Origin of the sequence: Thalassomonas actiniarum (assembly GCF_000948975.2) — a bacterium.
GTDB lineage: Bacteria > Pseudomonadota > Gammaproteobacteria > Enterobacterales > Alteromonadaceae > Thalassomonas > Thalassomonas actiniarum.
Genome location: NZ_CP059735.1, coordinates 6,003,175 through 6,017,473 on the forward strand (window position 1 = coordinate 6,003,175; position 14,299 = coordinate 6,017,473).

Genomic DNA, 14,299 nt, shown 5'->3' on the forward strand with positions numbered 1-14,299 from the left:
TACAAAGCAAAACGTTAATTAACTACCGATAAATTATTGAATTTTTTTCTAAATTAGTAGGGATTATTTGAAACGGATATGCTAAGATTTTTCACGCGTTGAGTTCTTGCGTTGCGGATGAAGGTTTATACCAACTTTTGTTGTAGGTTTACCAAGCACTTCGGTGTGGGTTATCTGGTTCCTTCCTCTTTCTTTACTTTAAAGGTAGAGGGCATTTACTCCGTGAAAATGGCCTTTTGGCTAAATCTATTTAATTTATTGACTTACGGGAAAATGTTGGTATGTCAGATACAGTTACTGGTAAAGTAAAATTTTTCAATGAAACTAAAGGTTTCGGTTTCATCGAGCAAGAAAATGGTCCAGACGTTTTTGTTCACTTTAGCGCTATCACAGGTAGTGGCTTCCGCACTTTAAGTGACGGTCAAGCTGTTTCCTTCAGCGTTAAGCAAGGACAGAAAGGTCCAGAAGCGGAAAACGTAACAGTTTTATAATCGCTTTTGCTAGGTGGAACAGCATCTAGCTGTTTCACCGATTATCTTTTTTCTCTCACTTTCTTCAACTTCCGTTACACTTTTCCAAAGCTTTTATAACTAATAAACATTGTTATTGCTTGTTATTGCGATCTGTTTCTGCGGTCAATATCTGCTCCATGGCTTCCCTGTCAGCACAGCATATCCTTCGTCCTGAAAATAAAAAGGGCCGGCACATAAGTACTAACCCTGACCGTTATTTAGTTATCTATCAGCAGCGATAGTTTCATTTTGCGCCCACGCAGGCGGCATATGTACAAAGTTATCGACTAAAGTCATCAAACGCAATATTTGCCGGTTTCACCCCGGATGCTGTGAGCATGGCAATAGTATCCGACATCATATTTGCCGGCCCGCACAGGTAAAACTCTACATTTTCCAGGTTATGTAAACTTGCCAGCTTAGCTTTAACCCCCTCCTGCACATACCCCCTGGCTCCCTGCCAACGATCACTTGCCTGGGATAAGGTCGGCAGATAGTGAAAATGACCATAGCGCTGCGCCAGATCGCTAAATTCCCGGTAATAAATCAAATCTTGCTCACTGCGGGCACCGAAATAAAAATAAAGTGGCTGCTTGCTGTTAAACTTTTCCAGCTGCTCATAAATCAAAGCTTTTAGCGGCGCCATACCGGCGCCAGCCCCTATCATCACCCGAGTCTTGCCCTGATACTCTTCGTCAGCATTTTCGGCATAAAAATCCTCAAAGGGCCCGGCAGCCTCTATGTTTTGCCCCACCTCAAGGTTACATAAATAACTGGAGCCTACTCCGGGTAGTACCCGGTTATTTGGTGCCGACTGATACTTGATGGTAAAAACCAGCTCTTGCTGGCCGCCATAATTGGCCAGCGAGTAACTACGGCTACAGGCCAGGTGCTGATATTCCAGCTGTTCGATATGGTGCCAATGGGGCTGAAAGGCTTCCGGCAGCCTTAACGGCACCGAGCAGCCCCTGGCCGCAGGAATAAAGAAACGCATATAAGCTCCTGCCCGGTATTCCAGTCGGCTACCGTCACTAAGCGTAAAGCGTAATTCTTTAATGGCGGGGCTGATAAACTCGCTACTGACTAAAGTCAGTTGATGCTTACCGGCATTAACCGCATCAAGTAATTTCAAGCGGCTGATTTCAGCCCCCTTGTGCTGGCAGGCCAGGCGGTAGCCAAGCGCCAGCTCCCGGTCGGTAAAGTAGTGTTTATCTGCAGCACCGGCAACTACAGCCGGGTCAGTCAGGATTTTGCAGCGGCCGCAGGTACCGCCGCCGCCGCAACTGGACGGCAGAGCAATGTCATGTTCGATCAAACCGTCCAGCAAAGTTTGCCGGGGCGAAAAACTGCGCTCGCCGATACTGAGATCATTGTTATCGATAAGCTCGATAACTTTCTTGCCGCCAACAAAGGGCAAAGCATACCTACCATTAGCTATAAGATTAATGGTCCAGATAAAGCCTGTCAGCGACAGGAAAAGAGTGACCACGGCAAAGAAAATGATCTGGATATTATTAAAACCTTTAACCGAGCCATAATCCATAAAATGCAGCATAAAGAAAAAGTCGGCAAAACGTTTATCGTCATTGCTGTGGCCGATAACATGCCCCGACCCCGCGTCCAGGTAGACGCTGGTATTGATATCATCATCAAAATTCACCTGCCAAACGGTATTTTTCTCTTTCGGCAAGTCCGCTATCGGCGGCTCCAGCCTTGCCGCAGAAATAATAGTGCCCGGCCCGTTATAACTGGAGCGGGCCAATGCCGATGCCAATTGCTTATTTATCCCGGCGAGCTCGCCGGTATAGGCATTGACCAGGCTATAAACGTTTTTAAAGTGCCGGTATAACCCCTGCTCATGGGTTAACAAATAATAAGGGGTTCCCAACAAGCTGATCTGCTGCAAAGCAACACTGCCTTGTTGCTGGCTCAATATCAGGGCGGGTTCAACTAAACGTTGATGATCTATTTCCTGCACCGGCGGCCGCACCCTGTACGCACTGCCCCGGGCGCCTTGATGGTCCATCACCACAAAATAAAAACCGCTGATCAGCCAAAGCAATAACTGGATACCGACAATCACAGAGGTCCATTTATGGAGTGCTTTCAAGTACTGCATTACACCGACTCCTTGTTAAGGCGAACTTGAGCAGCCATCAGCTTTTGGCTTCCGCCATCTACGGCTTTTTTACGAAATACCTTGAAATACACCAGCACCAGGCCGGTAAGCGCCGCCAACAGGCCAAGCAAGCTGCTCACCAACAAGAGTTTATTATCGGGATCTCCGTCCTGGTAATCCATCACATGCAGAATAAACATTACATCGAAGCCGCGCCAAAACTCATGACGCTTGGTCACCACCTTACCGCTTAATTGCGAGATATACAGGGATGGACTGGCAAAATCATCGAAGTTAACCCGGTAAACGGGTAAATGGCGCTTACTGAGCTCTGACGGCGGATTGTCGCTAATAAGCTCCACCTCAGAAATATTACCTGATCCGCTGTAATAATAGCGGGCAGCGGCCTTTGCCTGGGCTTCGCTTATCGGCGAAAGCAAGTCGCCGTTAACTCCACTGACCATATACTGCCGCCCGTCATGACTAAAACGGTAAACCGGCTGTTTGACAAAGCTGCCCAAAGACAGCTTTTCAGCCTGAGGATAACGGTTAAGCACTTGTTTGAGGGAGAAGTTGATTTGCTTGTCATTGATAACATCCTGGTGTTGCTGCACCAGGGAGTCACCATGGATATAGTCGATATCAAAGATCACCATATAGGCGCCGCTGACCGACCAGATCACGAACTGGATACCGATAAACAGCATCAACCATTTATGCAGTTTACGACTGATTTTTAACATCTTCATTTCACGATATCCATTAACATTGCCACTCCAATTAAGTTATTCACTTAAACAACAAGATTTATACCACTGGCTGTTTGCCAAACCTATTGTTTTATCCGGTTAACGCCGGGCTTTGACCGAATTTACCCGCCACAAATAATAAATGGCCGGCAACACCAGCAAGGTTAAGATCACGGCGCTAACCATGCCCCCCACCATAGGTGCGGCAATTCGGCTCATCACCTCAGAACCCGTGCCTGTGCCGTATAAAATAGGCAACAGGCCGACAATAATGGCCGCCGCCGTCATCATCACCGGACGTACCCGCAAACCGGCGCCATGCAAGATCGCCTGCAAGATACCTTCCCGTGACACGGCAACCCCATTCTTATCACATTCAGACAGCATTTCTTTATAGGCCTGGTTCAGGTACACCAGCATAATCACGCCGATTTCCACCGCAACCCCCGCCAGGGCAATAAAGCCGACGCCAACCGCCACCGAGAAGTTATAACCTTCAAGATACATCAGCCAGATGCTGCCCACCATCGCCAGCGGTAAGGTGCCCATAATAATCGCCACTTCAATGATATTGCGGAAATTCATATATAACAGCACGATAATGATCGCCAGGGTTAACGGCACCACATAGGTCAGTTTGGCTTTGGCCCTTTGCATATATTCGTATTGTCCCGACCAGGTGATGGAATAACCCGGCGGCAGTTTTAATTGCTCGCGCACCACCTGCTGGGCGTCAACCACATAACTGCCGATATCTATGCCTTCAATATCAATAAAGGCCCAGCCGTTCAAGCGGGCATTTTCGCTTTTAATGCCCGGCGGCCCATCTTCGACAAAAACATTGGCAACATCGCTGAGGGAGATGCGCTGGCCGTTGGGAGTCACTATCGGCAATAATGCCAGTTGTTCCGGTGAATTACGGTAATCCTGCGGATAGCGCAAGCTGACCGGATAACGCTCCAGCCCTTCCACCGTGTAGGTCACATTCATGCCGCCAATCGCGGTTGCCACCACCTGCTGGATTTCGGCAATATTCAACCCGTAACGCGCCGCTTTCTCCCGCTGAATATCCACCTTTATATAACGGCCGCCGGCCACCCGCTCAGAATAAACGGAGGCGGTACCGGGTACACCCTTTAAAATAGTTTCCAGCTGCTGGCCGATAGCCTGGATTTCACTTAATTCCGGCCCGGCGATCTTGATCCCCACCGGCGTCTTGATGCCGGTAGCCAGCATATCGATACGGGTTTTGATCGGCATGACCCAGGCATTGGTAACCCCGGGTAATTTCACCAGCGCATCCAGTTCTTTTTTCAGCGATTCTGTGGTCACGCCTTCACGCCACTCGTCCCTGGGCTTTAATTGGATAAAGGTTTCTATCATGGTCAGCGGTGCCGGATCGGTCGCGGTTTCCGCCCGGCCCACCTTGCCAAACACGGTTTTCACTTCCGGTATGGTATAGATTAATTTATCCGTTTGCTGTAACAGCTGCCTGGCCTTACCGATAGAGATGCCCGGGTAGGTGGTGGGCATATACATCAGATCCCCCTCATCCAGCGGCGGAATAAATTCGCTGCCGATTTTCTCCAGCGGCCAGATGCCTACCGCCAATACAGCCAGGGACGCCAGCAGGGTCGTTTTTGGAAACCTGAGCACGGTTTTTAACGCCGGCAGGTATAAAAAGGTCAGCAGACGGTTTACCGGGTTTTTATGCTCGGGCAGGACATGGCCGCGGATAAAATAGCCCATTAATACCGGCACCAGAGTGATGGCCAGCGCCGCCGAAGCCGCCATGGCATAGGTTTTGGTAAAGGCCAGCGGCGAAAACATACGCCCTTCCTGTGCCTCCAGGGTAAAAACGGGGACAAAACTAACCGTGATGATCAGCAAGCTAAAGAACAGCGCCGGACCGACTTCACTGGCAGAGTCGGCAACAATTTGCCAGCGGTTCTCCTTGGTGAGCGGCGTTTTCTCCATATGTTTGTGCATATTTTCTATCATCACGATAGCGCCGTCTATCATGGCACCGATGGCAATAGCTATGCCCCCCAGCGACATAATATTGGCATTAAGCCCTTGAAAATACATCACGGTGAAGGCAGTTAAGATCCCCACGGGTAAGCTGAAAATGGCCACCAGGGAAGAGCGTACATGGAATAAGAACACGATACATACCAGGGCCACCACGGCAAATTCTTCGAGCAGCTTAAAGGCCAGGTTATTCACCGCCCGCTCAATAAGACCGGATCTGTCATAAACCGTGACCACTTCCACTCCCTCGGGCAGGCCTTGCTTTAACTGCTCCAGTTTTTCTTTAACGCCGTTGATCACCTGCTGGGCATTTTCGCCAAAGCGCATCACGATGATGCCGCCAACGGTTTCACCTTCGCCGTTAAGCTCAGCAATGCCCCGGCGCATTTGCGGACCGATCACGATTTCTGCAACATCCTTAAGCAACAGTGGCGTGCCGTTTTGATTGACCCCTAATGGGATGTTGGCAAGATCCTGCTCATTTTTCAGATAACCGCTGGCCCTGACCATGTACTCGGCTTCCGCCATTTCCACCACGGAAGCGCCGATTTCCTGGTTCCCCTGTTTGATTGCCATTTGAATATGGGATAAGGGAATACCGAAGGCGCGCAATTTATCCGGATTTACCTTCACCTGGTATTGCTTGACCATACCCCCCAGGGCGGTGACTTCAGAAACCCCGGCAACCGTTTGCAGCTCATATTTCAGGAACCAGTCCTGCAGGCTGCGCAGCTGGCTGATATCATGTTTGCCGGTTTTATCAACCAGGGAATAGATATAAACCCAGCCAACCCCGGTGGCATCCGGCCCCAATTGCGGTTTTGCCGCCGGCGGCAAATTCGGCGCCACCTGGCTCAGGTATTCCAGCACCCGGGAGCGGGCCCAGTAAAGATCGGTATCGTCATCAAAAATGACATAAACATAGGAGTCGCCAAAGAAGGAATAACCCCTTACGGTAACGGCTCCCGGCACCGACAACATGGCGGTGGTCAGGGGATAGGTTACCTGATCTTCCACCACCTGCGGTGCCTGCCCGGGATAGGACGTCTTGATGATCACCTGGACATCGGAAAGATCCGGCAGCGCATCTACCGGGGTCTTCTGCATTGAATATAAGCCGACGCCTACCAGGATGAAGGTCATCAGCAGCACAAAAAATCGGTTCACCACCGACCAGCGAATAATAGCCGTGATCATCTTCTACTCCTGATGGTTGGCGTGATTTTCCGCAGTCATGGACACTTGTTCCTGACTAGCAATCTCGGTAATAACAAAATCACCGTCACGGATCTCGAAGGTAAACAGGATCTCCTGCCCCACTTTCAGCCGGCCGATATCCAGCGTCTCTGCCAGGGTAAAATCCAGGGTTGCCGGTCCCCGCTGCCATTTCTCAATGGCACCGCGGCTGATATTCACCATGTTGTGGCCCGGCATCAACGAGTTGACCACCCCGGTTACCGTGGCCGAACTCACCTCTTCCTGCTGCTGCATTTGATGCTGGCTATGATCCATCTCCCCCACCTGGTGCTGGCTGTGGTCCATTTCTCCCATCTGGTGCTGACTATGATCCATGCCTCCCATCTGGTGCTGGCTGTGATCCATTTCTCCCATCTGATGCTGGCTATGGTCCATTGCCGCCATCCCCGCTTTCATGGCTGCCATGCCTTCAGTTTCCCCGGGAATGTGCATATTGCTGATTTGATACTGTCCCCCGGCCGTTTTTTCTATCTCGATATGCAAAGTTAAACCTGTGCTGAGTTTGGAAAAATCAACAGAGCCCGCCACGATAAAGTCCATGGTCATTTCCGGCCAGTCCCAGGCATCAATCGCCTGATGTGTCAGTTTGACCATGCGGTGTCCCGCCATCAGCTCCCGGATAGTCGCTTCGACCCAGACTTTTGCCGGCATCGCCGCTTGCTGCCCTTGCTGCGAAGAGTCAAGGTTCATACGTTTAAAGTCGGAAGACTTGCTTGATTCCGAGTCCAGCAGGAAGTGGGCCGAACTGACCACCTGCTCTCCCGATGCCAGCCCGGACAGTATTTCCACATGCTCACTATCAACCCGGCCAACCTTGACCTCGATTGATTTAAAACTGCCTTGCCCTAACGCCAGGACCACACGATCCTGGCTGCCGGTACGGATCAGCGCTTCTTTCGGGATAATTAACGCTTTTTCATCACCGCCGGTATTAATCGCCACCTGGGCAAACATATTCGGCTTAAACTCCCCCTGTTCATTGCTAAAACGCAGCCTGACCTTCACGGTACGGGTCTTGGGATCTAAGGTCGGATAAACATAATCCACCTGCCCCTGCCAGGTTTTACCCGGAATATAATCCAGCGACATGGTTACCTCGGCGCCCTTTTTCACTTGGGCTGCCTGACGTTCGAACACTTCGGCATCAACCCAGACTTCGGATAAGTCGCCGATAGACAACATCATGGTGCCGGGCTTAACAAAAAAGCCTTCCCGGATATACAGGTTTTCGATCACGCCGTTTTGCGGCGCGTAAAAAGTCACCGTCTGGCTGACCTTTTTGGTTTTTTTCAAGCGGGCAATAGCTGCCGCCGGCAGTTGCAGCGCCACCAAACGGTTTTCTGCCGCCTCAACCAGGCGCCGGTTTTTTCTGTCCATCGCCAGCAATAACTCTTCCTGGGCATTGACCAGCTCAGGAGAATAGATTTGATACAAGGGCTGGCCCTTTTTCACCGGCTCACCAACAGCTTTAACATAAAGCTTTTCTATCCAGCCATCGACGCGGGGATGAATATGCACCAGTTTATCTTCGTCATAACTGATATAACCAACCGTTTCTATCCGCCCCTGCAATGCCTGATAGGCAACTTCTGCGGTACGTACCCCTAAATTATTAATAACATCGGGAGAAATACGTATGGTACCTGCCCCCTCATCCGGTCCGGAGCCGCCATCATCATAGACAGGCACCAGATCCATGCCCATAGGTGATTTTCCCGGCTTATCCCGTTTATAGTTGGCATCCATAGGGGCCACCCAATAAAGCGGCTTTTTTTCGGCACTGGCAGTGCTCTGACCTGCCTCAGGTACAGCGATAAAATTCGTGACCGCCAGGGTTGCGGCCGTGCCTAAAAGTACACCTAAAGCAATCGGGGTAATATTTTTCATGAGTTTGCTCCGTCTGCTGTTGCCATGAAAGCCCTATCGGCAGGCACTTGGCTGTGACTTTGCCTGGCCGCAACAGCATTAATAAACAGGTAATTTAATTCAAGGATGGTTTTTTCAATACCGACCCGGATAGCCAGGGCATCAATTTCAGCGTTGAGTTCGGCAATACGGGCGCGAACCACTTCGGCAAAATCACCATCGTCGCTGGTGTAGGCAGTCAGACTGGCTTCCGCCTGAAGATGAATTTGCGGCAGCAACTCATCCAGGTATAAACGATTTCTTTGCTCCAGACGCTTTAATTTCGCCTTACCGGCATAAAAAGCCGACATCAGCTGCCTCAGCAAAAGTAACTTTTCGGTTTTGATGGCTTCGCTTTTAAGCACTTGCGCTTTCACCAGCTGGTCCTGGCGGTTTTCGGTGAACAGCGGCAAATCAAAGGTCACCCCGACAGAAAACAGATCCGCACGGTTATTGCCCATGGCATCATCCCCGCGCAAGCCGTAACTGGCATTCACCCCCCATTCCGGCAGGTAGCTCTGTTTAGCCAGCTTAATGCCCTGATCCGCCGCCAGGATTTTCTTATCAAAAACCGCGAGCACCGGATGTGCCATCAGTTCCCGGGCCAGCTGCTGCGCCGGAATTTGCTGCTCTGTATTTAGCAATTCAGCCCTTAGCAGATCGAGCTCGGGCATCTCTTTATCCAAAGAGATAACACCGGATGAAAAACCGCCGGGAAAGTCTGCCTGATCAAAAGCCTGGTTGAGTCCAGGCTCCTCTTGATAGGCCAGCAGCCACTGGGTGAGTTTTTGCTGATACACCAGCTGCTGTTGTTTCAACTGTACCAGGCGGTCTTCCAGCCGGGTTAATTCCAGCTGGGAGCGCACGATATCCTGCTGCCGGGTTTTTCCCAGGGCGGAAGAATAACTGGCCTGGGCAACATCGGATAATTGCTCAAACAGGGCGTAGTTTTTTTCGATCAAGGCAATGCTTTCCTGGGCCAGGTAGGCATCAAGCCACAAACTACCGGCGGTTACCGTCACCTTGGCTTCGCGGTCGCGCCGTTGCAGCGGATGTTGCTGACTCTGGATATTTAACTGTTGCTGCTTGATCTGCAAACTGTCGCCGCGGGGAAACATCTGGCTGACCCCCACTTTTAGCTGGGTCATGGCTTCCTGCTCAAGGTCAAATTTATCCGTGCCCAGGTTGGCTAATGCCAGCGAAACTTTGGGATCCGGCAAAGTTGCCGAAAAGCGGCTCATGGACTCCAGCGAAGACTGCTTATAACGGCTGGCATTAAGCCAGGGATCATTGGCCAGCGCCTGCTTGATGGTTTGCCCGAAGGACAAGGTCTGGCCTGGTTCGCGAGCCGCGTCGTCAGCAAAACTCAACGGGCTGCCCAGGCTCAAAACAGCGCCGGCGATCACGCTCCTGGCAAACACCCGGACCGCCGCCGGGTTTGACACAGGTTTAAAATACCGGGATAACAAAGCCATTAGAACTGCTCCTGGTAAGTATTTACTTTCGCATAAACTTCCGAGCTACCGTCTCCTTTTATTAATAAGATCTGGTACGGCATAAATTGCTCGCCCACTTCCATGCCCGGACTTCCCACCGGCATAGCTGGCACCGCAAGCCCTAAGACCTGGTCGCTTTTTTCACGACCGGCTCTTTCATTGAGAAATTGCCGGATATATTTCGCCGGAATATGGCCTTCAAAAACATAACCCTGCTCTGATACCGCAGTATGGCAGGAGTGATACCTGGGGTTAATGCCCTGGTCTATTTTAAAAGAGGACAAGGCATCGTGATTGTAGACGCGGGAAGAAAAGCCCTTTTCATCAATATGGTCGATCCATTTTTGACAACAACCGCAAGACTCCCGTTTATAAACCTTTAATTCCGGCAGGCTCGCCACTTTTGCCGCCTTTACTGCTTTATCCTGCGTTGAAGGTAATTCGGTCACCTCACTGCAGGCGCCAAGGACTAAGAAAGCTGACGCGGCGAAACCATATCGGACCGCGGAAGGTAAAAATTTTGCAATAAAAAACATAATAGCTCCTGCGCGCTATCACCCGGTAAAAACGGCCCGGTAAAAAAGAACCGGGTAAAGCAATAATCTGCGCTATTTTCCAGCCGGCAGGCCTGTTTTTTTTCAGACTGTCAGCAATTAACATCTAGGAGTTAAACTCCACTAAATACATTGAACTGGTATTAATTATCCGCCGGATTGAAGACGGATCTATGCTAATTAACTGGAAATAGGAGGATAATAAGGAGAGTTGGGCGGTTGGCTTATCGCAGGAAAAGTCCGTTCCCTGACGGTTTCGGACAACAAGGCCAAAGAGTTAACTTGCGGGGCTGCCACTAATGAAGCAGACAGACATCCCCCCATGGGGCATTGGCATTCGGGATCACAACAATCAGACATCATTTGTTCATGACTGTCGGCTGCGCTGTCCATGTGCGCCATCGGCATATCCATAGACATATCCATGGCATGATGAGTTGCTTCCATCTCAGGGCAAGGCATAGCGACAGCCAAAGTCGCCTGACCGATAAGGGTCAGCAACAACAAGGTCACTATTATTAGCTTGCTTTTCATCAAAGGAACTCATCCGTTACGTTAAATCGGGATCAGCATAAAGGATAGCGCCGGATAATGCCATAAAATATTGAGGGGGGATTATTTTAAATCAAGATCCGGCCCGGTGCTTAACCTTAAGGTTAGCGCTTGATAATAAAAGGACTCACCAGCTCAGTCAGCATGGTTACATGGTCGTCCCTATCATTTAATGCTTTGATGTAATGGTATTTTTCTCCGCCGGCTTCCATAAAGATCTCCCGGTTTTCACTTTCCAGCTCCTCCAGGGTTTCCAGACAATCGGCGCTAAAGGCCGGACTGATAATGGCAATGTGTTTATTGCCTTTAGCCGGCAAGGCTTCCAGGGTGGCATCGGTATAAGGTTGCAGCCACTCGGCTTTACCAAAGCGCGACTGGAAAGTCATCACATAATCTTCCTGTGCAAGGTCAAGATTTTCCACCAGCAATTGCGTAGTCTTAGCACAAAAATCATAATAGGGATCGCCCCATTGCTGGAATAACTTAGGCATACCATGGAAAGACAACACCAGTTTATCCGGCTTGCCATGGGCGGCAATATGCTCCCGTACCGTGCTTGCCAGGGCATCGATATACTTAGGATTATCATGATAACTGCTGAGAAAATGTAAACTCGGTATCCAGCGCCAGCGCTTCACCTCTTTGGTGACAGCATCAAAGGTTGAGCCGGTCGTTGGTCCGGCGTATTGCGGATATAACGGCAGCACAACAATATTATCCACCCCCGCCTGCTGAAACTTCTGCAGACGTGAGGCGATAGAGGGGTTACCATAACGCATGGCAAAATCTACCAGCACATCATCGCCATATTGCCCGGCCAGTTGCGCCGCCACTCTGTCCTTTTGCTTTTGGGTGATCACCACTAAAGGCGCTCCCTGCTCGGTCCAGATACTCTTATATAACTTAGCCGACTTTGCCGGACGCACCCTCAAAATAATACCGTGTAAGATAATCAACCATACCAGGCGGGGGATTTCCACGACCCGGGGATCCGATAAAAACTCTGCCAGATAACGTCTTAATGCCCCGGCAGTCGGCTCATCCGGCGACCCCAGATTAGTTAACAAGACGCCGGTACGCGGTTTTTGCTGGCTGTTGCTGATTGCTCCGGTAAATCGTGACATTTTACTCTCTGTTGATTTTGTTATCTGTTATTCGTTACGGCGGGAAACTAAAATCCCCGGCATACAAATATAGTTAAAGCACGGCTTCAATAGCCTGGATAAACTCGGTATCGTCCGGGGTCACCCGGCTGTTGAAATGCTTAATATGGCTGCCGTTGTCGCTTATCAGGTATTTATAGAAATTCCACTTAGGTGAAGTTGTCTTATCCGCCAAATGTTTAAAAATAGGATGGGCATCGCTACCGCGGACATTGACGGTTTTTAACATGGGAAAGGTCACGCCATAGTTAACAAAGCAGACTTTAGCGGTATCTTTTTCCTCATCCTCTTCCTGAAAAAAGTCATCGGAAGGAAAACCCAGCACTACCAGTCCTTGTGACTGATATTTTTGATGTATGGCTTCGAGCCCCTTAAATTGCGGGGTAAAACCGCAATGACTGGCGGTATTGACGATCAACACAGGTTTGCCGGCGGTAAGCTCGCATAAATCCAGCTGCACCTGGGAATGGAGCCTGCGTATGGTATAACGCAAAAACGGCGCACAATCGCTGGTATGCGAAATACCGGATGGCGGAAGCGGTGATTCTTGCGGCCTGGCCAAAAGTGCTGTGCTGAGCAGCAGACTGGCTGCCAGCAAACTGGAAAGAAACAATTTAAACATTAATCCCTGGTCCTGAGTAAAATTCCGTAAAAGCTGCCGGTAAGCAATCAGCAGCATCATGCTTACCGGCTATTATGCCTTTGCTTACGACTCGGGCACAAGGGTATTGATGGTCAGGTCAATGGCATCGCTGCTGGCAACACTGATATCTTTAAGCTCCCCGGTATAATCGCCGGGTTTAATGCCGACCCCGCCGAGGTTGGACACCACGGCATAAAGGTTCACCGATTTAACGCTGCTTAAGGTCATTTGCGGATTCATCGCCTGGGAGTCATTAAGCACTACGGTCGTCGGTAAATCACTGGCACGGATCTTCACTGCCGCCAGCGGCATTCTCGGACCGTTTGCCGGAATGGCGTAAACAAATACGGTTTTATCTTCTCCCTGGCTCAGCTGCTGGCGGATATCGTCCGTCAAGTTGACGTTTAACACCAGCTGCGAGCCAGAAACAGTACCTTCAGGTACCGTTTCCCCGGCTGCCGCCATGCGGTTTTTGGCTTCGTTAATCGCTCCCTGCAGCGCCTGGACATTGACATTATTGCCTCCCAGGTTCACCACTTTTTGCCAGTAACCTATGGCATCGCCATAGTTCTCACCGATAAAGTGATTAAGCCCCAGCAGGATGTTAGTGGAAGGATCATTGGGATCTAAAGCCAAGGCTTTATCGATCAGGGCCTGAATCGGCTCATTAATTTGTTGATTATTCTGATAGAACATCGCCTGGGCTTTGGCCCCCAGGATATCCGCATGCTCCCCTTCAATCGCCATCACCTGGTCAAAAGCCGCTAACGCACCGCTGAAATCACCAAGGCCGATGGACGCCTGACCTAAGTTATACCAGGCCTGGGAATTTTTCGGTTCCTGCTCGGTCAGCTGCTTCAGTTGTTTCAGGCGCACCATCATCTGCTGTTCGCTGTTTAAGCCTTCATGTCCCTGGCTTTTGGCAGACATGGCCGGTTGCGACAGCTGCTCATAAGCGCCGTTTTTCAGGTATAAGGCAAAGCTAAAGCCCAGCACAAAAACCGTCAGCACCATAGGCCAGACAACCGCCAAGGGCTTATCGGCCGCAAGTACGGGTTCAGCGGCATTTTCTTCGATATCCTGCAGCAAACTTTTATCCAGCTCCGCCAACAGATATTGGTAGTTTTCCTCGTCTATGCCGCCTTCGGCATAGTCTTTTTCAATTTCCGCTTTATGCTCATGGTAGAGACGGACATTGGTTTCATCACGAACGCTTTTTAATGTACTCGGTGCCTTGATATTACTGCGCAAATAATGACCCCAGATCACGGCCAGCAACAATAATAACAATACGACTATGGTAATAATCACTTCCATA

At 50.1% G+C, this 14,299-nt stretch carries 11 protein-coding genes; 1 reads left to right on the forward strand and 10 read right to left on the reverse strand.

Annotated features, from left to right (window positions below; translation table 11 throughout):
- Positions 1-281 precede the first annotated feature (281 nt).
- On the forward strand, positions 282-491 hold the full coding sequence (locus tag SG35_RS25985) for a cold-shock protein (RefSeq protein ID WP_044836178.1): 210 nt from the start codon (positions 282-284) through the stop codon (positions 489-491).
- A gap of 301 nt (positions 492-792) precedes the next feature.
- On the opposite strand, the gene SG35_RS25990 is transcribed toward SG35_RS25985, so the two are convergent.
- The 10 genes from SG35_RS25990 to ccmI form a co-directional block, all read right to left on the reverse strand.
- Positions 793-2,631, reverse strand: a complete 1,839-nt coding sequence (locus SG35_RS25990; RefSeq protein WP_044836179.1) for a 2Fe-2S iron-sulfur cluster-binding protein — start codon at positions 2,629-2,631, stop codon at positions 793-795.
- Complete coding sequence (locus SG35_RS25995; protein ID WP_044836180.1) at positions 2,631-3,380, reverse strand: PepSY domain-containing protein; 750 nt, start codon at positions 3,378-3,380, stop codon at positions 2,631-2,633. Before SG35_RS25995 ends, SG35_RS25990 begins: the two co-directional genes overlap by 1 nt.
- Before the next feature lie 99 nt (positions 3,381-3,479).
- Positions 3,480-6,608, reverse strand: a complete 3,129-nt coding sequence (locus SG35_RS26000; protein WP_044836181.1) for an efflux RND transporter permease subunit — start codon at positions 6,606-6,608, stop codon at positions 3,480-3,482.
- Between the two features lie 3 nt (positions 6,609-6,611).
- Entirely contained in the window at positions 6,612-8,555 is a 1,944-nt protein-coding gene (locus SG35_RS26005; RefSeq protein ID WP_044836182.1) for an efflux RND transporter periplasmic adaptor subunit, read from the reverse strand.
- The gene (locus SG35_RS26010; RefSeq protein ID WP_084693025.1) at positions 8,552-10,048 is read right to left on the reverse strand and encodes a TolC family protein; all 1,497 of its coding nucleotides are present in this window, start codon (positions 10,046-10,048) and stop codon (positions 8,552-8,554) included. The genes SG35_RS26005 and SG35_RS26010 overlap by 4 nt, the downstream gene beginning before the upstream one ends.
- Entirely contained in the window at positions 10,048-10,605 is a 558-nt protein-coding gene (locus SG35_RS26015) for a DUF411 domain-containing protein (RefSeq protein ID WP_044836183.1), read from the reverse strand. The genes SG35_RS26010 and SG35_RS26015 overlap by 1 nt, the downstream gene beginning before the upstream one ends.
- Positions 10,606-10,803: 198 nt before the next feature.
- Positions 10,804-11,157, reverse strand: a complete 354-nt coding sequence (locus tag SG35_RS26020) for a hypothetical protein (RefSeq protein WP_044836184.1) — start codon at positions 11,155-11,157, stop codon at positions 10,804-10,806.
- A 122-nt stretch (positions 11,158-11,279) separates the two neighbouring features.
- The gene (hemH, locus tag SG35_RS26025; RefSeq protein ID WP_044836185.1) at positions 11,280-12,299 is read right to left on the reverse strand and encodes a ferrochelatase; all 1,020 of its coding nucleotides are present in this window, start codon (positions 12,297-12,299) and stop codon (positions 11,280-11,282) included.
- Positions 12,300-12,372: 73 nt separating this feature from the next.
- Positions 12,373-12,960, reverse strand: a complete 588-nt coding sequence (locus tag SG35_RS26030; protein ID WP_084693027.1) for a glutathione peroxidase — start codon at positions 12,958-12,960, stop codon at positions 12,373-12,375.
- 84 nt (positions 12,961-13,044) lie between these two features.
- Entirely contained in the window at positions 13,045-14,298 is a 1,254-nt protein-coding gene (gene ccmI / locus SG35_RS26035) for a c-type cytochrome biogenesis protein CcmI (RefSeq protein ID WP_044836186.1), read from the reverse strand.
- Position 14,299 lies beyond the last annotated feature (1 nt).